The following is a 20,691-nucleotide window of genomic DNA, read 5'->3' on the forward strand; positions in this document are numbered from 1 at the left end:
CTTATCCTCTCTTTTCTTCGTGCGGGGTCTCTTGGATAAGAGTCACGGGAATGGCATTTAAGCGCCAGTTCCAGTTTTTCAGATTTTGGCCCACAGGGATCATATCGATACAGTCAACGGGGCAGGGCTCGACACAGAGATCGCAACCTGTGCAGTCGGCGGTGAGCACGGTATGCATGAGTTTGCCCGCGCCAATAATGGCGTCGACAGGACAGGCCTGAATACATTTAGTGCAGCCAATACATTCATCTTCGCGAATATAGGCGACTTTTTTGACTTGGGACTGAGCCTCGGCGTTGAGCGGCTCTGGCTCGACCCCCATTAAGCTGGCGAGTTTTTCCATGGTCGCAGTGCCGCCGGGCGGGCACTTGTTGACTTTATCGCCATTGGCAATGGCTTCGGCGTAAGGACGACAACCGGGATAACCACATTGACCGCATTGAGTTTGTGGCAGAATCGCTTCGAGTTCATCGACGATAGGATTACCTTCAACCTTAAATTTTAAGGCGGCAAATCCGAGTAATACCCCAAAGAACAATGCCAATAGGGTCAATAAGATAACGGCAATTAACATGGTGGACATCTATTTAACCAATCCTGTAAATCCCATAAAGGCCAATGACATCAGGCCCGCGGTGATCATGGCGATAGCACCGCCTTTAAACGGCATGGGCACATCGGCCGCCGCTAAACGTTCTCGCATCGCGGAAAACAGAATTAACACTAAGGAAAAACCCACCGCAGCACCAAAACCATAGATAGCAGATTGAATAAAATCGTGTTTTTCGTTCACGTTTAATAGGGCTACCCCTAATACTGCACAGTTAGTGGTGATCAGCGGCAGATAAATTCCCAGTGCGCGATGTAGGGCTGCACTGGTTTTCTGCACTACCATCTCGGTAAATTGCACTACCACCGCAATCACCAGAATAAAGCTCATGGTACGCAGATAACTGAGATTAAAAGGCAATAATAGGTATTGATTCACTAGGTAACTGAGAATGGATGCCAAGGTCAACACGAAAGTGGTCGCCATAGACATACCGATAGCGGACTCCAGTTTGCTGGAGACCCCCATAAATGGACATAAGCCTAAGAATTTCACTAATACGAAATTGTTGACCAGTACAGTGCTGATCAACAACAGGAGATATTCACTCATCTCAATACTTGTCTAAACGGATCTTGGCCGTATTATCGACTTTTCCGTTTGCATAAACAACATATAGAATGCAGGGTTAACTATCTTTACTGTAAATATGCATGCTTGATTAACCCTGCATTGGTTTAAATTTGATCAGTTAGGGTGATGGCCTGTGGCTGAGCAATGTAATAGCCTTGGAGGCCATCAACGAGAAGTTTTTCGAGGGTTAATTTTTCTTCTTGGCGCTCAACACTGGTCGCAATTACGCGGATACCAATACGTCTGGCAACGTCTACCATCATACGCACGAAGAATTTGTTATTGCTGTCTTCATCGATCGCCGAGGTGTAGCTACCATCAAGCTTAATGTAGTCTGGGCGCACTTCGCTGAAGAATTTGAACGAGGTAAAACTCATGCCAAAACGCTCAATTGATACCCTCGAACCTACGCTATGCACTTCACGTACAAACTTATAACTCGCCCCTAAATTGGCTTGCATACCGGATTCGTTAATCTCAAATACTAAGCGTGAAGCGATATATTTATGCTTACCAAGAATATCCTTTAACCAGCCAACAAACAGTTCTTGATGCGCTGAAAAGGCACTGATGTTGATGCCAAAATTGCCGCTAATGGTGGGATTTTCTTTAAGCATTTTTAATGTAGTGATCACCACTAGTTTATCTAATTCTGTGCTCATTCCATGGCGCTCCGCCATGGCAATGACTGTGGTGGTCGGTAAAAACTTCCCTTCACTATTGTAGAAGCGTGCCAGCAACTCGCGATATACCTCGACATCGTTACGGCAAGGTTGAATCGGTTGTTGGAAAAATTTAAGCGCTTGGCGGGTGATTAGGTCATTTATTGCCAGTTTCCAACGGTCGTCACCAAATTGCTGATCCGCATTGAGCTTTTCTTGAATATGATAACTGTTAGGACCAAGGGTTTGCGCTATGCTGACAGCCGTATCTGCAAGGGATAGCAAATTGACGGGATCTGTCCCTTGTTGGTATGGGACAAGCCCGATATGTGCCGCGGATTCTGCTTTGATCATCTGTTGATATTCATCAAGGAAAATTTTCAGTTGATCTAAAAACTTAGGTCCATCCTTTAACACTAAATCTGGCAAAAAAATCGCAAAATCGGCACTGGAAACGCGGTAGCACTCTGCATCGGGATATTTTGAACAGGCTTTACGAATGCAATTAGCCACATTCGATAAATAATCGTCACCCGCTGAGCGCCCTTGCAGTTGGTTGATATGAGCTAGCTCAGTCGCCTTAACCATGGCCATTAATCCGAGTTGAGGAATCGCACGATTGCTAATACTTTCCAACTTGGAGGTAAAACGAGGACGACTGCCAAACCCCGTAATGGGATCTTGATAAGCCACTTTATGCAGTTTCTGGTTTTCCTGTGTGAGGCTATCGACTCGTGATTTTAACGTTGTTCGGCATTCCTCAAGCGCTAATCTGACGGGGGTCATTTCGCCATTCAGTCTAGAAGACTCTATGGCTGAAAAACTCAACTCCGGAACATGCATAATATAATCGGCAGCATAACGGATAGAAGATTTTAATTTATTGATAAGTAATAAAAAAACAACAACTAATACAATGTAAGCGAGCAGCAATGAGAATCCTAGCTGCTGGGTATTGGCAATGGCGTTTTCGATGGCTTGGTTAACACTCAACTTAACTTGTAACCGACCCGCAGGCAGCTTTTGTGTATGTGACAAATCTAAGGAAAATAACCCCGCAAGTGGGTGCGCCATTTGGGCGTTGAGTTCACCTTGAGTGTAATTAAGTTGCCCATCAGTATCATCAATATATTGAAAAAATTGCAGAGGGTAATGTTCGGAGAGGCGTTGGTAAAGTTCGCTACCATTACCTTGCCACTGGTCAAAGTTGACCATGTATTGTTTGAAATTATTGAGTTCCTGCTGTTGTTCTGCCTGCAACTGGTGATTTTCGCTTTGATAAATCCAACCAAAAAGGCCTAAAAAGATCAGCAACAAAAAAATGGGATACGATTTAGACATCGCCATAAAATTCGCTCTCAATATGTCAAAGTATTTGCAATAAGATATTGCATGAGATTTGAAATAACACCGTTATCTGCGTGATGATACACGGTATTTTGGTTAACAAACTGCTCACAGTGTAACCGTATTTAAGGCAAAACAGAAATGAAAAGCGTGATCTACAAGCGTTAGATGTAGGATAAAAAACAGATGAAGTGAAATAAAATGGCTCCCCTGACTGGACTTGAACCAGTGACATACGGATTAACAGTCCGCCGTTCTACCGACTGAACTACAGGGGAGTAGAGGGTGCGATATGACTATCGACTTTAGATATTACTTTAAAATGGCTCCCCTGACTGGACTTGAACCAGTGACATACGGATTAACAGTCCGCCGTTCTACCGACTGAACTACAGGGGAGTAGAGGGTGCGATATTGCTATCGACTTTGGATATTACCTTAAAATGGCTCCCCTGACTGGACTTGAACCAGTGACATACGGATTAACAGTCCGCCGTTCTACCGACTGAACTACAGGGGAATCGTTTTAACGTATCAGCTTGCTAACTAAGTGGCTCCCCTGACTGGACTTGAACCAGTGACATACGGATTAACAGTCCGCCGTTCTACCGACTGAACTACAGGGGAATCATTAGTTATCTAACTGTATTCTCATTGATTATCAAGATTAAAGAGTGGCTCCCCTGACTGGACTTGAACCAGTGACATACGGATTAACAGTCCGCCGTTCTACCGACTGAACTACAGGGGAATCGCTTTAATCGTCTCGATGACTCGTTGAGAACGGAGCGCATAGTAAAACGCTCTGTTGGAGGAGTCAACTCGAGTTACTAAAAAAAGTGTAATTATGCTGTTAAGTGCTCATCTAATGTGCATCATGGTGTAGAAATCAGCATTTTGATGAAGAAATAACTTAACTTTTCGCAAGATAGCGCTGTTCGGTACCATAAAATTTGTCAATGAAAAGTGCTTAAAGGCTGGCTCATATCTTCAATTGCTTAAAGATCCGTCGCTTGAGCATCAAAATCACTACGGCATTGAATAAATACACGAAAGTGCAAAATTGGCTGAATGTTTACAGGAACTAATAGCAAACAAAGTCTATGCGGATTCCGGCAGATGCGAACCCTTACTCAGAAAAGATTTTGCCCGCATAGATAATCTCTTACCTCGTTATAATGTTGATGATGCTATCTGGGCTGAGTCTATTGCGTGAGTGGTGAGCACTGACGTTTAGGCGAATAGAGCCACAACTCGGGCATTATCCTCTTTCTAGTCACTAGATGAGCGCCGTTAAACATCAAGATGACCATTTGATTGCAGCAAAGTGAAACTTTTTGACTACGGCGTTTTAGTGCTCAAACTGACGATAAAATGCACTGGAATTCAGGATTAATGCCAAATTAATACACAAGGAAGGACTTTCATCTGCTTACAAAATTGCAACTTAAATTTATGCTAAAAAAGATAAGACTTGCAATTGTCAACTATATGAAATTTAAGGATTAATATTTTTATCGCCAAAATAGTGCAATTTAAGTCCATCGCCCGTGCACCAAGGGTTTGCCGCTTGTTTTAAGTCGCAACTCACAGGGTTATCCACAGAATTTGTTGATAAGTCGAAATAAGCGAGAAACCATGCGGGATTGAGGAGTATTTTCCATCCCCAACATTGGAGATAAATGGTTTGTAATTTAATTACATTTGATAAAAGTTACTACTTGTTACATTGGCGTTTATGTTCAGTGTAGGTTGATTATAAGATAACTGCTGGAGCTTAATCTGTGTCTTGATTAGAATGGTTCGACTAACCACAAGGATATGTAGCGCGTGTCAGAATCTGTTTTTCAGCTTGAATCCCAATTTGCCCCCGCAGGTGACCAGCCCACAGCCATCGCTAAATTGGTTGATGGCCTCGAATCAGGCCTTGCTTGCCAAACCCTATTAGGGGTGACGGGCTCTGGTAAGACGTTCACCATCGCCAATGTGATTGCCAAGCTTGGGCGACCGACCATTATTATGGCGCCAAATAAGACTCTCGCCGCACAGTTATATGGTGAGATGAAAGAGTTTTTCCCCAATAATGCGGTGGAGTATTTTGTCTCCTATTACGATTACTATCAGCCCGAGGCGTATGTCCCCGCATCCAATACCTTTATAGAAAAAGATGCTTCGGTAAACGCCCATATTGAACAAATGCGGCTCTCGGCCACTAAAGCCCTGCTGGAACGCAAGGATGTGGTGCTGATTGCCTCGGTATCGGCGATTTATGGTCTTGGCGATCCTGACTCTTACCTCAAGATGCTATTGCACCTGCGCCAGGGCGATACCATGGGACAGCGGGATATTCTTAAGCGCTTGAGTGAATTGCAATACACCCGCAATGATATCGAGTTGCAGCGCGGTACCTTTCGTGTTCGCGGCGAAGTGATTGATATTTTCCCTGCCGACTCAGATCGCTACGCGATTCGGGTAGAGCTATTTGACGATGAGATTGAGCGCTTAAGCGAGTTTGACCCGTTAACGGGGCAGATTGTTAAACGTATCGCTCGCACCACAGTGTACCCTAAGACCCACTATGTGACGCCGCGGGAAAAGATCCTTGAAGCCACAGAGCTGATTAAACAAGAGCTGCGTGAGCGCAAGCAATATCTGCTCGACAATAATAAGTTGATTGAGGCGCAGCGTATCCACGAGCGTGTGCAATACGACATTGAAATGATGGTGGAGCTAGGCTATTGCTCCGGCATTGAAAACTACTCCCGTTATTTATCAGGACGCGCCCCCGGCGAGGGGCCGCCAACGCTGCTCGATTACTTACCCGCTGATGGTTTATTGGTTATCGACGAATCCCATGTCACCGTGCCACAAATTGGTGCCATGTATAAGGGTGACCGTTCCCGTAAAACGACCTTGGTGGAATATGGCTTTCGTTTGCCCTCGGCGTTGGATAACCGGCCGCTGAAGTTTGAAGAGTTTGAGCAGTTAATGCCGCAGACGATTTATGTGTCGGCGACGCCAAATCCCTATGAATTGGATAAGAGTGGCGGCGAGATTGTTGAACAAGTTGTGCGGCCCACAGGATTGCTCGACCCTGAGCTGGAGGTGCGCCCCGTTGGCATTCAAGTGGACGATTTGCTCTCTGAGGTCGCCAAACGCGTCGCCGTCAACGAGCGGGTGCTTGTCACCACCCTAACCAAGCGCATGTCGGAGGATTTAACTGAATACCTCGATGAACACGGCGTCAAAGTCCGCTACTTGCACTCAGATATCGATACCGTAGAGAGGGTGGAGATCATCCGCGATCTGCGCCTCGGTAAGTTTGATGTGCTGGTCGGCATCAACTTGCTGCGCGAAGGCTTAGATATGCCGGAAGTCTCGCTCGTCTGTATTTTGGATGCAGATAAGGAAGGCTTTTTACGTTCGGAGCGTTCGCTTATCCAGACCATTGGTCGTGCCGCGCGTAACGTTAATGGTAAGGTGATCCTCTATGCCGATCGCATCACCAACTCGATGGCAAAGGCGATGGGCGAAACCGAGCGCCGCCGTGAGAAACAGCGAACCTACAACCTTGAGCATGGCATTGTGCCAAAAGGCGTGGTCAAGCGTATTACCGATGTGATGGATGTGGACGATGGCAGAGAGTCTGAAAAGGGTTATGGTCAAGCATCCCTTGGCAGAGTCGCTGAGCCTAAAGCCAAACGTTATCATGCAGATGCTGCGCAGCTGAGCCATGATATCGACAAGCTCGAGAAGCAAATGCATGAACATGCGCGTAACTTGGAGTTTGAACAGGCGGCGGCCCTGCGTGATGAGGTGAAACGTTTACGTGAGTTGCTGATAACGGCTTAACTCAATCTGTGTCTTAGCTGAGTTAGACGTAGGACTGCGTTATTAATCAAGCAGATACCAAGCTTCACTACCTAATAAAAAGCCGCCAACATAACAATATGAGGCGGCTTTTTTGTATGGATTAATCAAACTTTGAGGTATTAGCGCTGCGTTTCCTTGGCGAATCTGCTTCGTTGGTACACAAACACCATAAGCGCGCAGACTAAGCCACAGATCAGGCCGACTAAATGCGCCTCGGTGGCCACGCGTGCACCAATCATGGCGGTCACATCATCACTGGCGCCATAAAACTGTTCATGGCCGACTTTGACTATCACGCCGAGCAGCAGCAAATAACCCGAGCGGATTTTGCGGTGTATATCCTGCACTGCACCAAAGGTAAATAGGCCATGTAACATGCCGCTCAAGCCCACATAGCCAAATAATTGTGGGTAACCTAAATACAGACCAATGCCTTCAAACAGACAAAGCAGGATAAACAGCGCGGTTAATCCCTTAAGCTGGTAATGAAAGTGGTGCAAAAACAGCACTACCCATAATCCCGCGAGGTTCATCAGCAGGTGCCAATGATTGGTATGTAGTAGATTACCGGTAATCAGGCGCCACCACTGGCCGTCACTGATATCGCTGCGTCGATAGGCGAGCAGATTATCTACGCTTGGGGTAAAAAGTCCCGTAACATACAAGAGCGCGCAGAGCAGACTGACGACAAGCGCCAGCCAATAGGGGCCGAGTTTTGTTAACGTCACCAGTCTCACGCCTGCGGTTTACCCGTTTCAGTTGCCTTGTCGAGCGAGGTCATCACCTCTGCTTTATTTTGCAGGTAATCCTCTAAGCCTCGTTTGCGTAGATGACAGGCTGGGCAATCACCGCAACCATCGCCAATAATGCCGTTATAACAGGTCAGGGTATGGTGGCGAACTAAATCGAGCTGCTGATATTTATCGGCTAATGCCCAGGTTTGGGCTTTGTTGAGCCACATAAGCGGAGTGATGATCTCAAGCTTTTTATCCATGCCTTGCACCAGTGCCGATTCCATCGCGCGGACAAAGTCGTGGCGACAGTCGGGATAACCCGAAAAATCGGTTTCACACACGCCGGTGATAATCGCCTCAGCCCCTAACTGATAGGCGTAGATCCCCGCTAGGGTTAAAAACAGAATATTACGCCCAGGCACAAAGGTATTGGGCAGGCCGTTTTCCATCAACTCGTGGGATACGGGGATCGCATCCCGGGTGAGGGCTGAAATCGCTAACTCATTGAGTAAGCTCACATCCATCACTTTATGGCTAGTGATCTTTAAGCGCTTGGCGAGGGATTTAGCAACTTCAATTTCTTCACGGTGACGTTGACCATAATCGAAGGTGATCCCGTGGACTTCATCAAACTGAGTTAAGGCTTGAATAAGACAAGTCGTTGAGTCTTGTCCGCCACTGAAAACCACTACCACCTTTGAAACTGATGCTGCTGACATAGGATCCACTTAAATTGACACATAAAATAGGGCGTAAGTGTAACTCAGGCGCTAGGGCTTGCAAACTCTTTGCTGGCGCGTGGCGACGGGTATATCGCTCTTGGTATCACTCTGTCTGAGGCGGTAAAAACTTGCAGCTGCAGCTAAAATCCTCTATAACTGCCGCCCCAGAAAAACGGAACGCTAGCATGAATTACCCAGTCAACGAAGTCTTTGAAACCATTCAAGGTGAAGGTGTCTTTACCGGAGTGCCCGCCATTTTTGTGCGTTTACAGGGTTGCCCTGTGGGATGTGCTTGGTGTGATACGAAACAGACTTGGGATCTGCTTGAGGAAAACAAGGTGTCACCCGAACAAGTGATTACCGTCGATGGTTCCGTGGGGCGCTGGGCTAACCATACGGCGCAGAGTCTTATCGAGGCGTTCAACGCTAAGGGATATACGGCGCGCCATGTGGTGATCACTGGTGGTGAGCCTTGCATGTACGATCTGCATGAATTAACCCACACGCTCCATGCTGCCGGCTTTGCCACTCAAATCGAGACCAGTGGCACCTTTGAGGTGAAGTGTGATGCTGATACCTGGGTGACTGTCTCGCCCAAGATCAATATGAAAGGGGGTTATAAGGTGTTAGCGCAGGCCTTGACCCGCGCCAACGAGATAAAGCATCCGATAGCGACCGAACATCATATCGACGAACTCGATGAGTTACTCAAAGGGATTGATGTGTCAGGGAAAACTATTTGTCTGCAACCCATCAGCCAAAAACCAAGGGCAACGGAATTAGCGATGAAGGTGTGTATTGCCCGCAACTGGCGTTTATCGATTCAGACCCATAAGTACTTGAATATCGATTAATCGCTACTTAGCGCTGTGCACTTTTCTTTAACGCTCCGAATGGGGCGTTTTTTTATCAGCAAAATCTATGAATTAAAGACAATAGTCTTAAGTAAGCGATAAAAAATAACTTTGGATAAGGTGGAATGCTAGAAAGAAAACTTGGGGAATAAAGCGGTATATAGCGTGATATGAGAAAGAGTGGTGGAGGGAGAAGGATTCGAACCTTCGAAGGCGGAGCCGTCAGATTTACAGTCTGATCCCTTTGGCCACTCGGGAACCCCTCCACATATTTTCTTCAACTTTTAGTCTTACTCATCGAGTCTGATTTTAAAGTTATCTTAAATCTTGGCCAGATTTAAGGGTAAAGCAAGTTTACAGCAGACTAACGATTGACGAACAACAGAAGATAAAAGTGGTGGAGGGAGAAGGATTCGAACCTTCGAAGGCGGAGCCGTCAGATTTACAGTCTGATCCCTTTGGCCACTCGGGAACCCCTCCACGAGTATCTTTTATAGCATCGCTAATTGTTAGTGCAAATGGTGGAGGGAGAAGGATTCGAACCTTCGAAGGCGGAGCCGTCAGATTTACAGTCTGATCCCTTTGGCCACTCGGGAACCCCTCCTCAATTGCGGCCGCCATAGTAGTCAGAAACCTTAGGCATGTAAAGTCTAAATATGAAAATTTTCCTAAAGTTCTTGTTCAACTGGTCGATTAACTGACAACGAGTTGTTTTAGCGATGTTTTTTTATGCAAATCGATGTTCCTTTAATCAATGAAGCCCAAATTGGCTCCCGCTTAAATGCGGCAATCGAACACAACAGGCGAGGTGAGTTTGCCCTGTTGCTGTCGCTATTGTCTGCTGACGCGAGGGACATGGCGCAGTTTCAATGGCAAAAAGAACTCGATACTGCCGAAAAACTACAACGTCAGTTTGAATTACCACCAAAACAAACGTTAGTGGCGGATTTATCCTCAGACAATCATATTATCGACAATAGCGCCGTGTTTATGCAGCAAGGGGCAAGAGCATTTCAATTGCAACAGGCCTTGCGACCGGAAGCATTAGTGATCCGAGGTGGTGAACCCATCGCCATCGCCGAAGCCTTAAGTAACTGTGAGTTTACAACTCGCTTGCGTCAGCGGGGACAATTGCCATCTCCTCAAGTTGAAATCATGCACTTTGCCGATCAACTGGCGATCCAACGTAATTTGATCCCACGCTTAACCAGTGCTTAATGCTACTGAGGCTATTTATTATCAAAGGTATTATTTCGGGTAATAAGCGTGAGCAATACCAGAGTCTCTCTCATCATCATTCCCTATAATTAGTCGTTAGTGATATTAATGTTGAATCGCTTATGTTGAGTTTTTAACATGAGACCATTAGAGAGGATAACCCTATGAAAGGTATCATTGCAGGACAAACCCCCACAGTAAACGACACATGTACCGATTGCGGCAGCTTTGTCGACATCGGTGCTGTGATTGATGAACAAGATACTGTGCTTGAGTTGCAGTTTACGGGTGGCGAGGCGGAAAATGAGGCGGCAAAGATGGTTGAGCGTGCTCAGACACGTTTTCGACACACGCAAGCGAGCGTTACTCGAGGTGAAACGGGGGTGACGCTCAAACTGGTATTTGATGTCAGTGTCGAAAAAATGATTTTCCAGTTAGAGAATGGTCTATAGCGCAACCCCTGTGATACAAGTCGAGGTTAATTTGTAATAAAGTGTGGCCGATGTTGCGGTTTTAAATGTAGATAGTATAATCTGCGTCAACAAAAACAATGATAAATCGGCTCCATTAACACTCCTATCTTTAGTGTGTTAGTCGCAGCAGTATCGTTTTACCCAACACGAAGTTTTGTAGGGATCAGAGTGAAGCGACGTCAGCATCAACACTTATTAGAGTCTTTAGTCCATTCTACGGCAAAGCAGCAGGGTGATTTCACTAAGACGGCAGAGTTAGCGACAGAGCTACTGTGTCAGAATTTAGCGGTCTCCTTGGTGTCGGTGTGGATTTTTTCTGCCGAGCAAAACACCCAATCTCTCGTCGCCCAGTTTGGGGCGATGGCGCTGCAGGACATCTACCGTCCTAAACTGCTGCAAACGGTGCCGCGTTATTTAAATGAACTAAAAAATCACAGACATATAGATGCTGGTAATACGCTTATTGACCCGCGGTTGACAGAATTAGTCGATAGTTATTTTATTCCACGCCAAATTTTATCTAGTCTCGAAGTTGGCATCCGTATCAATGGCCATCTTGAGGGCGTGCTCTGCATTGAGCGTGCGCAGCTCACACACCATTGGCACGATAGTGAAATTCATCTGGCTTGCCAAATGGCCGATCAATTAGCCCTCACTCTTGCTACCAAACATGCTTACGATAAAGAAGAACGTCTCAGCCTTTTTCGCTGCGCCATAGAACAATCTCGTCAAATGACTATGTTGATTAACTTGCACACTGAAAAAGTGGAGTACGTTAACCAAGCCCATCAGGATATTAGTGGTATTTCGCGCAGCAGGAGCGTTGGCACTAATTTACGTGATTTAACTTTTTTCAAACAGCACAATGCGTTAGCTGAGCAGACCTTAGCAAAAATTTTCAGAGGTGAACTGGCAAAAGGTGAAGTGCAATTTAATCGTGCTGATGGTAGTCGTTATTGGCTGAAATATGTTGTGAGCCAATTTATCACCGATAGAGGCAATCATTACGCTTTAGTGTCGGGTGAAGAAAGTACGGATGAGCATAACTACAAAGCGGAGTTGGAACGTCTGGCGTGGCGTTGTAGCTTGACTGGACTTAACAATCGCAGTCACTTTAATCGAGTGCTCGAGCGAACAACACATGGGCTACTGTTGCTAGTCGATTTAGTCGCCTTTAAGCGTTTTAACGATACTTATGGTCATGAAAATGGCGACAGCCTGTTGATTGAGATTGGCCGGCGCTTAAAGCATTTTTCAGACATCAACAAAGCGACTGAAATCGCTCGTGTCGGTAGTGATGAGTTTGCGGTATTACTGACCGACGATAACGCAGTTTATGATTTGGGTTATATCAGCACCCGCTTATACCAGCATTTAGCCATGCCGATATTAATTGGCCGTGAACAAGTGGAACCTAAACCCGCACTGGCCGTGGTTGATATTGCCTCGGTGGCAAATTTATTTGCACCACTGACCTGCGCCGATATTGCAGTGCAATATGCGAAGAAGAAAAAGGGCACAGCAATTCAAGTCTTTAACAGTACATTGCTGAGTGCGTTTAAGGAAGATGCGCAAATTGAACGCGATTTGCATAGTGCTATTCGCGGTCGACAATTTGAGCTTTATTACCAGCCCTTAAGGGATCTCGAACAGCAAACTTATATCGGTGCCGAAGCGCTTATTCGTTGGCATCATCCCAAAAGAGGCGTGCTATATCCCGGCGCGTTTATTGATATTGCCGAGCAATCGGGGATGATTAATGCGATAGGCAGTTGGGTATTAGAGGCGGCCTGTCGGCAATTGAATATTTGGCAGCATCACAATGCCGATCTTAGCATGCATGTTAACGTGTCTCCGCGGCAGTTTTTTAGTGGTAATTTGTATGAACAAGTATGGCAACTCTTGACCCGTTATCGTTTAAAGCCCAAAACCTTAATTTTAGAAATTACAGAGACGGAACTCATGGGCGATATTCGCCATGCGACCTTATTGTGTCAGGAGTTGGCTGAACTGGGGGTAGGCTTGGCTATCGATGATTTTGGGACGGGTTACAGCTCGATGCGCTACCTTAAACAGTTTCCTATCAGTAAGTTAAAAATCGATCGCTCGTTTATTTCAGATTTGACGATTAGCCGCGAAAGCCAAGAAATCGTCTCGGCCATTATTGCGATGGCGAGTGCGCTCAATATTTCCTTGACCGCAGAAGGGGTAGAAACCGTTGAGCAGGAGGCGTTTTTAGCCAAGAGTTTGTGTCATCAGGCACAGGGATATTTATACAGTCCAGCCCTGCGAGAACCCGAGTTTGCGCAGTTTTTGCTGGCCGCGAAACAATCGAGTTTTATCGCCCACTAAACCAGATGTTCGTATTGGTGTGATGAAAAAATAAAGGCAATCAATTGATTGCCTTTATTTTATGAGTCGATTGTTTTATGAATCGATAGTTTTATGAGTCGATACTGTCATCAACAACTATCGTGTTAAGCAGCACTGTTTAAATTTCTTACCACTCTGGCAAACACAGGGATCGTTGCGCCCAGGGCGTTTGGCCTGCATTTGTTGTCCTTGGGTATAATACCAACGGCCCTGTTCAAATATAAACTCAGATCGTTCATAGATTGCATCAATCTCACCCGCGAGTTTATACCAAGCTTTGAAGGTCACATTGCCGCGTTGAGTACCATCGGGATAGATTTTTTCATTCGCAGCTAAGACCTCAAGCCCTAACCAATGTGGATGTGGGCCTTGCTGTAGTTGTTCGAAGGTTAAGCCATCGAGAAAGTCTACATGGTGAGTTTTAATAATGTAATCAAAATTTTTCCACACAAATGCGCAGTAGCGTGAACGCATTAGTTGTTCGGGACTGATGGCCACTTGAGTCCCAGAATCAACATTAAGGTGCAAAGTTTCACAACAGTGCTGATAAGGTTTTTGGCTGCCACAGGGACAATAGGCTTCTGGTGTCATGAGTGTAACTTGCTCAATAATAAAGATTATTACTTTGGTTTTTTACTGTCAGGTAACGGGGGAAACTGACGGCCATAGTAAAGATTTGGCACAGGCTTCGCATTCAAATAAAAACTAGGCTCGGCTCGATTGTTCATATCAAGGGTGACATTCCAGCGGTGCTGGGTGTCTTTTTGTGTGCCAATGACGAACTTGCCTGCAAATTCACTCACGGGTTCGCCAGTCTCTTCGGCGGGATAAAAACGCACTAAATAATAGCCTGTGTCGAACGCGCTGTTGCCTGATAATTTGCGGTTTAGCACCCGAAAGTCGATATCGATACGGGCCTTTTTGGTTCGGATTTTATCAAAAAAGCGTTGATAAATGGCGACAATATTATCACGGCCGTAATAAATTTCTTTACTTTGACTTTCTGACAGATAACTTGCGTCTTTCGCATAAATCTCGGCAGTGACGTCGTGATTAAGTTCATTAAATGCTTGAGTAAACAAAGGATAATTCGCATTTATCAATTGATCTGTTGTCATGCTGGTCTTGGCTTTTGAGGGGGTCGCAAAACTCGGCAGCGACAATAGGCATATCAGGGCTAGCAGCAAAAATCTCATTACATTATTCTAATCAAGCATTCATGGCGCCACTATAATGGAGGTGCCCGCTGAACTAAAGGGGTGAATGTTTACAAAGTGTGTTTCTGTTGTAAAAGTGCACACTGAGAGTGAAGAGTGGAGGAGCTTGCCATGCTGGATAATGAATCGGCACTATTTTTTGAAGAAATGGCGGGAGTTGTGCCACTTAAAGGTGATGTCAAGGTGGTGAATTTACAACCTAAGGCATTAACGGATGAGCAAATTCAGCGCCGTGATGCGCTGCAACGTGAGGCTTATTTGGCTTGTATGCCGCTGGATTTAAGCTTGATCCCGATTATGGCATCCGATGATATAGCCAGTTTTAAGCGTGAAGGGGTTCAGGGGGCTGTTTTTAAGCGCTTAAGGCTGGGGCAGTACAGTATTAAAATGGAGTTAGATGTGCATGCCTACCGTTTGAGTCAGGCCAGAGATGCGTTACTCAATTATTTGTTAGCGGCGCAGGCCCATGGGGAACGTTGTGTGATGCTCATTCATGGTAAAGGCCATAACAGTAAACCCGTGGCTGGATTGCTTAAATCAGCGGTATGTCACTGGTTATCTCAGCTTGATATGGTACTTGCCTACCATTCTGCGAAAACCGAGCAGGGCGGCACGGGCGCCTTATATGTGATGTTGACTAAATCCGAGCAGCTTAAGATTGAGAATAAAGAGGCAAATCGTAAGGGAATGGGTTGGCGTTAATGGATTTGCGAACGCATTGATTTCTCTGATTGTCGCGAGCGTTAGACGTTAATACTGGAGCTTAAAAAAATGCCCAACATCGTTGGGCATTTTTATTGGTTTAGTTTAAGGCGTGGATATGACTCGCACCTGAGGCTTAATTACCAGCCACATTGACGATTCGCAGCTTTGTTCTGCTCATCAAGCCAGATTTTAAGTGGCGCAAAATAATCGAGTACGGCGCTCGCATCCATTATTTCCGTTCCTGTGACTTCTTTTAAGGCAACGGGCCAAGGTTGGCTTGCACCAAGCGCTAACATTTTATTGAGTTTTTCTCCAGCCGCTTGATTGCCGTAAATACTGCATCGATGCACAGGGCCCTTGTCTCCAGCCGTTTCACACAGCGCCTTGTGGAACTGGAATTGCAGAATATGCGCGAGAAAATAGCGGGTATAAGGCACATTACCGGGCACATGGTATTTTGCACCTGGGTCAAAATCGGCTTCGCTGCGGTCAGTCGGGGCCTTAACGCCTTGGTATTTCTCTCTTAATTCCCACCAGGCTTGGTTATATTGCGCAGGGGTAATTTCGCCACTAAATACCTTCCAACGCCATTGGTCGATCATCAAACCAAAGGGGAGAAAGGCGATTTTATCCAGAGCTTGTTTAAGCAGTAAGCCAATATCCTTCGAAGCATCGGGTACGTCTTCGAGCAAACCAATCTGTTTTAGATAGCTTGGGGTGATAGATAGCGCGATCGTGTCACCAATGGCTTCATGGAAACCATCATTGGCACTGTTTTTAAATAGGAAAGGTTGTTGTTTATAGGCACGTTGATAGAAGTTGTGTCCAAGTTCGTGGTGAATGACGGTAAAATCTTCAGCGGTTTTTTGGATACACATTTTGATGCGGATATCATCTAGGTTATCCAGATCCCACGCGGAAGCGTGACACACTACGTCGCGATCTTTGGGTTGTAAGAATAAAGAGCGGCTCCAAAAACTTTCTGGCAGCGGCGCAAAGCCCAAAGAGGTGAAAAAGCTTTCGGCTTGTTTCACCATCTTCTGCTCATCGTAGCCTTTCTGCTCAAGTAGCTCGGTCACATCATAGCCAGGATCGGCATCATTCGGGGCGACGAGATCGTACACATTCCCCCATTGCTGCGCCCACATATTCCCTAGCAAATGTGCCGGAATCGGGCCTGTTTTCGGCGCAATGGCATCACCGTATTCGTTATTCAGCTCGCCGCGAACATAACAATGCAGGGATTCGTAGAGGGGTTTAACTTGTCCCCATAAACGGTCTAATTCCTGTGAAAATTCATCGGGTTTCATATCGTATTGGCTGCGCCACAACTCGGACAGATTCGCGTAGCCTAAGTCTTTTGCGCCTTCGTTAGCGAGTTCAACTTCACGTTGAAATAGCGGACGCATTGGTTTTGCAATTTCACGCCAGCCTTTCCACGCTTCAAGTAATTTAGCGGGATCCCGTGATTCCGCCATCAGGGTAGACAGTTCAGGTTGCGTCATACATTTGCCATCGGCGAAGCAATATTTGCCTTTACCGTAGAGCCCATTGAGCTCGGAGCTGATTTGCGCCAGTTCAGCATTTTTGGCGGGATCCAGCGGCGCAGGTAACACAAGTGCGCTACGTAGAATATTTAGTTTGCGGGCATTGGCGGGATCAAGTTCAACATTGGCATATTTTGCGGCTTCAGTGGCGAACTTGACGGACGCGGCGCTGACTTTTTCACCCACTGCGGCCGATAATGCTGCGGTATCTTCGGTGATGAAATTGCTATAAATCCATTCGGCACGATTCGCTTCAATGGATAACAGCGCCATTTGCGCTTCAGCATCTTGAATAAAGGCAATGGCTTGAGCTTTATCGGGTGCATTTTTGTTAGCAGTAGGCTTAGCGGCGGTAGCTTCGGCCTTGCTTTGTGCATCGTTACATGCGGTTAAGCCTAAGGTTAGCGCGATAGTGAGCGCAAGTGTTGTGGGACGATTCAATCGAATAACCATGTATCGCAGTCCTTTGTTGTTTTTGTGTTGCACATTCTACCTAAGTGGATTGTATTTTGAATAAAACTTGATGGCTTTTGGCTCTTTTTTGCAATCACTGTGATTGGCTTGTTAAGCCTCGTTGTTGTGACGCAGCTTATTTGGTCATTTTTCGTTTGACAATGACCATACCAATGTTTAATTTAAACGAGTGTTTTAAATTAATTCAAGGTCACGGAATGGCAAGTCGATCTGATACAAAAACAAGAATACTTGATGCTGCAGAGAAACTCTTTGCCGAAAGAGGTTTTTCTGAGACGTCATTACGACTTATCACTAGCAAGGCAGAGGTCAATTTAGCGTCGGTGAATTATCACTTTGGCTCTAAAAAAGAGTTAATCCGTGCAGTGTTAGCCCGCTATTTAGACGTTTTTATGCCCGCAGCATCGACGGCTATAAAACGTTTACATACTGCATCCTCTCAGGCTTCGCTAGAGGATATTTTATCGGCGTTAGTCGATCCGTTATTGGATTTAAATGACTTGCGCACGGAAGGTACCACGATTTTCCTACAGCTACTTGGACGAGGCTATATCGAAAGCCAAGGGCATCTGCGCTGGTTTATCACCACCCACTATGGACAACATCTAGATACCTTTGTGAAGGCGGTATCGGCCAGTGCTCCCCATATTCCTCAGGCAGAAATGTTTTGGCGCTTACACTTTACCCTCGGCACAATCGTTTTCACTATGGCTTCAGCTGACGCCTTAAACGATATTGCTGCGGCCGAATTTGGCGAGCACAACGATATTGAAGCCGTGATCCGTAAAGTGATCCCCTACATGGCCGCGGGCGTATCAGTTCCCGTAGCTTCTTAATAAAAAGGTCTTGATTATGTTGACGATTATAATTATTGCCCTGATAGCTGTTATTGCGCTGTTTGCAGTAAAAAGCCTCAGAATGCAATTTATCACCCAGCCAGTTTTCCATTTTTTCAAAAAAGTGTTACCGCCATTATCCGATACTGAGCGCGAAGCGATGGAAGCGGGCGATGTATGGTGGGAAGGAGAATTATTCCGCGGTAATCCGAACTGGAACACGCTGCACAGCTACGGCAAGCCAACGCTGACGGCAGAAGAGAAGGACTTTATTGATAATCAGGTCATGACGGCCCTGACAATGATCGATGATTTTGACATTGTCCATAATCGTAAAGATTTGCCGCCAGAGCTGTGGGATTATTTCAAAAAAGAAGGCTTCTTTGCGCTGATCATTCCGAAAAAATTTGGTGGTAAAGCGTTCTCGGCTTATGCCAATTCGACGATTGTGAGCAAGTTAGCTAGTCGTAGCGTGAGTGCTGCGGTAACTGTGATGGTACCTAACTCATTAGGCCCTGGTGAATTATTAACTCACTATGGCACTGAAGAGCAAAAGGAACGTTGGTTACCTGCATTAGCGAAAGGCGATGAAATACCTTGCTTTGCGTTAACAGGCCCAGAAGCAGGCAGTGACGCGGGCGCAATCCCAGATGTGGGCATTGTGTGCCGTGGTGAGTTTAACGGCGAAGAGGTATTAGGCCTTAAATTAACCTGGAATAAGCGTTATATCACCTTAGCACCTGTTGCAACGGTATTGGGTTTAGCCTTCCAGATGCGCGATCCTGACGGTCTATTAGGTGATAAAAAGAATCTTGGTATTACCTGCGCGTTGATTCCAACGGATCATCCTGGTGTGGTGATTGGTCGTCGTCATAATCCACTTAATATGGCGTTTATGAATGGTACAACCCAGGGCGATGAAGTGTTTATTCCGCTCGATTGGATCATTGGCGGTCCAGAATTTGCGGGCAGAGGCTGGCGCATGCTGGTTGAATGTTTATCAGCAGGTCGCGGTATTTCTCTGCCAGCGCTGGCAACTGCTTCAGGCCATATGGCAACCAAAACCACCACAGCCTACAGTTATGTGCGCCACCAATTTGGCATGGCGATTGGTCAGTTTGAAGGGGTGCAAGAAGCCCTTGCTCGCATTATTGCCAATACCTACCAGTTAGAAGCTGCACGTCGTTTAACCACCACAGGCATTGACCTTAAAGTCAAACCCTCAGTGGTGACGGCTATTGCGAAGTTCCACATGACTGAACTTGGCCGAGCTGTTATGAACGATGCGATGGATATTCAGTCGGGTAAGGGGATCCAATTAGGACCTAAAAACTACCTCGGCCATCCTTATATGTCGAATCCAATTTCGATCACCGTAGAAGGCGCGAATATTCTTACCCGCTCGTTAATGATCTTTGGTCAAGGCGCAACCCGTTGTCATCCTTACGTTCTGGCCGAAATGGAAGCGGCAGCTATGGAAAATCAGCACGAGGCGCTTGCGCGTTTTGACTCGTTGCTAATGGGCCATATGGGGTATGCGACGCGTAACGCGTTCAGTGCATTATTTAGTGCCTTAACTGCGAGTCGTTTTGGTAGCGCCCCCGTAAGTGGCGAAACCAAACAGTACTACAAAGATATGTCCCGTTTGTCTTCGGCGCTGGCCTTTATGACGGACATTTCAATGTTGATTATGGGCGGCGATTTAAAACGCAAGGAAATGTTGTCTGCACGGATGGGCGATGTATTGAGTCAGTTGTACTTAGGCTCTGCAACGCTAAAACTATTTGAAGACAATGGTCGCCAACAGGATGATTTACCTGCGGTACGTTATGTAATGGCTAATCGCTTGCACTTAGCGGCGAAAGCACTAGAGGATGTGATCCGCAACTTCCCCAATCGTCCATTTGCTTGGTTATTGCGAGCACTCATTTTCCCGATCGGCAATCATTTTAATGCGCCGAGCGATAAAATGGCGACTGAGCTTGTCTCTGGCATGTTAAAACCGAGTCCTGCCCGTGAGCGCATTACCTTCCTTTGTCCTGAGTTTGAAGGCGATGTGGGTGGTATTGCTGAAGTAGAACAAGCGTTTGTAGCACAATATGCCTGTAAAGAGATTTACAAAAAGCTTAAAAAAGCACAGCGCAGCGGTGAGTTACCTGCAAAAGTACCAAACTTGGTTCTATTTGCTAAAGCGCTAGAGCAGGGCACGATTAATAGCGAAGAACATCAAACACTATTGCATGCGGATAAGTTACGTTTAGCCGCAATCAATGTGAATGATTTTGAAGCCTTATAATCTGATTTGTTAGCACGACTACAATAGTTTGACGCTGTTACAAAAGATAAAAAAAACCACCTCAACTGAGTAATGCCGATCAGTTAAGACAGATCGCTTGACGATCTCGCTGAAAAGATCAAAATCCGATGACCTCATGTCATCGGATTTTTTATGCAACTCTCAGAAGCACTCGCC

The 20,691-nt window shown here is 46.0% G+C and carries 16 protein-coding genes and 8 tRNA genes; 8 read left to right on the plus strand and 16 right to left on the minus strand.

What is annotated here, in order from left to right:
* Position 1: 1 nt before the first annotated feature.
* The 8 genes from rsxB to M0413_RS08580 form a co-directional block, all read right to left on the minus strand.
* Positions 2-583: an electron transport complex subunit RsxB gene (gene rsxB, locus M0413_RS08545; protein WP_011626120.1), complete on the minus strand. Its 582-nt coding sequence runs from the start codon at positions 581-583 to the stop codon at positions 2-4.
* Positions 584-1,162: an electron transport complex subunit RsxA gene (rsxA, locus tag M0413_RS08550; RefSeq protein ID WP_099458152.1), complete on the minus strand. Its 579-nt coding sequence runs from the start codon at positions 1,160-1,162 to the stop codon at positions 584-586. It lies immediately after the preceding gene.
* A gap of 125 nt (positions 1,163-1,287) precedes the next feature.
* A complete protein-coding gene (locus M0413_RS08555; RefSeq protein ID WP_099458151.1) occupies positions 1,288-3,192 on the minus strand; it encodes an EAL domain-containing protein in 1,905 nt (634 codons plus the stop codon).
* Positions 3,193-3,394: 202 nt separating this feature from the next.
* Positions 3,395-3,470: transfer RNA gene (locus M0413_RS08560), tRNA-Asn, on the minus strand.
* A gap of 45 nt (positions 3,471-3,515) precedes the next feature.
* A tRNA-Asn gene (locus tag M0413_RS08565) sits at positions 3,516-3,591 on the minus strand.
* A 45-nt stretch (positions 3,592-3,636) separates the two neighbouring features.
* Positions 3,637-3,712 (minus strand) — tRNA-Asn (locus tag M0413_RS08570).
* Positions 3,713-3,743: 31 nt separating this feature from the next.
* Positions 3,744-3,819, minus strand: a tRNA-Asn gene (locus tag M0413_RS08575).
* A 48-nt stretch (positions 3,820-3,867) separates the two neighbouring features.
* A tRNA-Asn gene (locus tag M0413_RS08580) sits at positions 3,868-3,943 on the minus strand.
* A 1,079-nt stretch (positions 3,944-5,022) separates the two neighbouring features.
* Between M0413_RS08580 and uvrB the strand changes: the two genes are divergently transcribed.
* Positions 5,023-7,044 (plus strand): excinuclease ABC subunit UvrB, encoded by a 2,022-nt coding sequence (gene uvrB / locus M0413_RS08585; protein WP_099458150.1) that lies wholly within the window; start codon positions 5,023-5,025, stop codon positions 7,042-7,044.
* A gap of 140 nt (positions 7,045-7,184) precedes the next feature.
* On the opposite strand, the gene rrtA is transcribed toward uvrB, so the two are convergent.
* Both rrtA and queC read right to left on the minus strand, forming a co-directional pair.
* Positions 7,185-7,802, minus strand: a complete 618-nt coding sequence (rrtA, locus tag M0413_RS08590; RefSeq protein ID WP_249553814.1) for a rhombosortase — start codon at positions 7,800-7,802, stop codon at positions 7,185-7,187.
* Entirely contained in the window at positions 7,799-8,518 is a 720-nt protein-coding gene (gene queC / locus M0413_RS08595) for a 7-cyano-7-deazaguanine synthase QueC (RefSeq protein ID WP_099458148.1), read from the minus strand. The genes rrtA and queC overlap by 4 nt, the downstream gene beginning before the upstream one ends.
* Positions 8,519-8,706: 188 nt before the next feature.
* On the opposite strand from queC, the gene queE reads away from it, so the two are divergent.
* Positions 8,707-9,375: a 7-carboxy-7-deazaguanine synthase QueE gene (gene queE, locus M0413_RS08600; RefSeq protein ID WP_037429538.1), complete on the plus strand. Its 669-nt coding sequence runs from the start codon at positions 8,707-8,709 to the stop codon at positions 9,373-9,375.
* Positions 9,376-9,556: 181 nt separating this feature from the next.
* Here the strand turns inward: queE and M0413_RS08605 are convergent.
* From M0413_RS08605 to M0413_RS08615, 3 genes are all read right to left on the minus strand, one after another.
* Positions 9,557-9,641, minus strand: a tRNA-Tyr gene (locus tag M0413_RS08605).
* A gap of 129 nt (positions 9,642-9,770) precedes the next feature.
* A tRNA-Tyr gene (locus tag M0413_RS08610) sits at positions 9,771-9,855 on the minus strand.
* Positions 9,856-9,894: 39 nt separating this feature from the next.
* Positions 9,895-9,979, minus strand: a tRNA-Tyr gene (locus M0413_RS08615).
* Between the two features lie 125 nt (positions 9,980-10,104).
* Here M0413_RS08615 and M0413_RS08620 point away from each other — a divergent pair.
* The 3 genes from M0413_RS08620 to M0413_RS08630 all read left to right on the plus strand — a co-directional run bounded on the left by M0413_RS08620 (position 10,105) and on the right by M0413_RS08630 (position 13,418).
* Positions 10,105-10,593, plus strand: a complete 489-nt coding sequence (locus M0413_RS08620; RefSeq protein ID WP_047538452.1) for a VC2046/SO_2500 family protein — start codon at positions 10,105-10,107, stop codon at positions 10,591-10,593.
* Between the two features lie 164 nt (positions 10,594-10,757).
* Positions 10,758-11,045 carry a DUF406 family protein gene (locus tag M0413_RS08625; protein WP_037418691.1) on the plus strand — a complete coding sequence of 96 codons (288 nt, stop codon included), beginning with the start codon at positions 10,758-10,760 and terminating at the stop codon, positions 11,043-11,045.
* Between the two features lie 189 nt (positions 11,046-11,234).
* Positions 11,235-13,418: a putative bifunctional diguanylate cyclase/phosphodiesterase gene (locus tag M0413_RS08630; protein ID WP_249553816.1), complete on the plus strand. Its 2,184-nt coding sequence runs from the start codon at positions 11,235-11,237 to the stop codon at positions 13,416-13,418.
* Between the two features lie 117 nt (positions 13,419-13,535).
* Here the strand turns inward: M0413_RS08630 and M0413_RS08635 are convergent, their stop codons facing one another.
* Together M0413_RS08635 and M0413_RS08640 are read right to left on the minus strand one after the other, a co-directional pair.
* Positions 13,536-14,030 carry a YchJ family protein gene (locus M0413_RS08635; RefSeq protein ID WP_069455011.1) on the minus strand — a complete coding sequence of 165 codons (495 nt, stop codon included), beginning with the start codon at positions 14,028-14,030 and terminating at the stop codon, positions 13,536-13,538.
* A 29-nt stretch (positions 14,031-14,059) separates the two neighbouring features.
* On the minus strand, positions 14,060-14,635 hold the full coding sequence (locus M0413_RS08640) for a YybH family protein (protein WP_037418700.1): 576 nt from the start codon (positions 14,633-14,635) through the stop codon (positions 14,060-14,062).
* Positions 14,636-14,767: 132 nt separating this feature from the next.
* Here M0413_RS08640 and smrA point away from each other — a divergent pair, with 132 nt between their 5' ends.
* Entirely contained in the window at positions 14,768-15,358 is a 591-nt protein-coding gene (smrA, locus tag M0413_RS08645) for a DNA endonuclease SmrA (protein WP_088585638.1), read from the plus strand.
* Between the two features lie 140 nt (positions 15,359-15,498).
* Here smrA and M0413_RS08650 read toward each other — a convergent pair whose 3' ends face one another.
* The gene (locus tag M0413_RS08650) at positions 15,499-17,361 is read right to left on the minus strand and encodes a M2 family metallopeptidase (RefSeq protein WP_249553817.1); all 1,863 of its coding nucleotides are present in this window, start codon (positions 17,359-17,361) and stop codon (positions 15,499-15,501) included.
* 218 nt (positions 17,362-17,579) lie between these two features.
* Between M0413_RS08650 and psrA the strand changes: the two genes are divergently transcribed.
* Together psrA and M0413_RS08660 are read left to right on the plus strand one after the other, a co-directional pair.
* Positions 17,580-18,218, plus strand: coding sequence for a TetR family transcriptional repressor PsrA (psrA, locus tag M0413_RS08655; RefSeq protein ID WP_037429545.1), 639 nt, complete (start codon positions 17,580-17,582; stop codon positions 18,216-18,218).
* A 16-nt stretch (positions 18,219-18,234) separates the two neighbouring features.
* Complete coding sequence (locus M0413_RS08660) at positions 18,235-20,514, plus strand: acyl-CoA dehydrogenase (protein WP_249553818.1); 2,280 nt, start codon at positions 18,235-18,237, stop codon at positions 20,512-20,514.
* The last annotated feature ends 177 nt before the right edge of the window (positions 20,515-20,691 follow it).

This window comes from Shewanella sp. 8A (assembly GCF_023475945.1).
Classification (GTDB): Bacteria; Pseudomonadota; Gammaproteobacteria; order Enterobacterales; family Shewanellaceae; genus Shewanella; species Shewanella xiamenensis.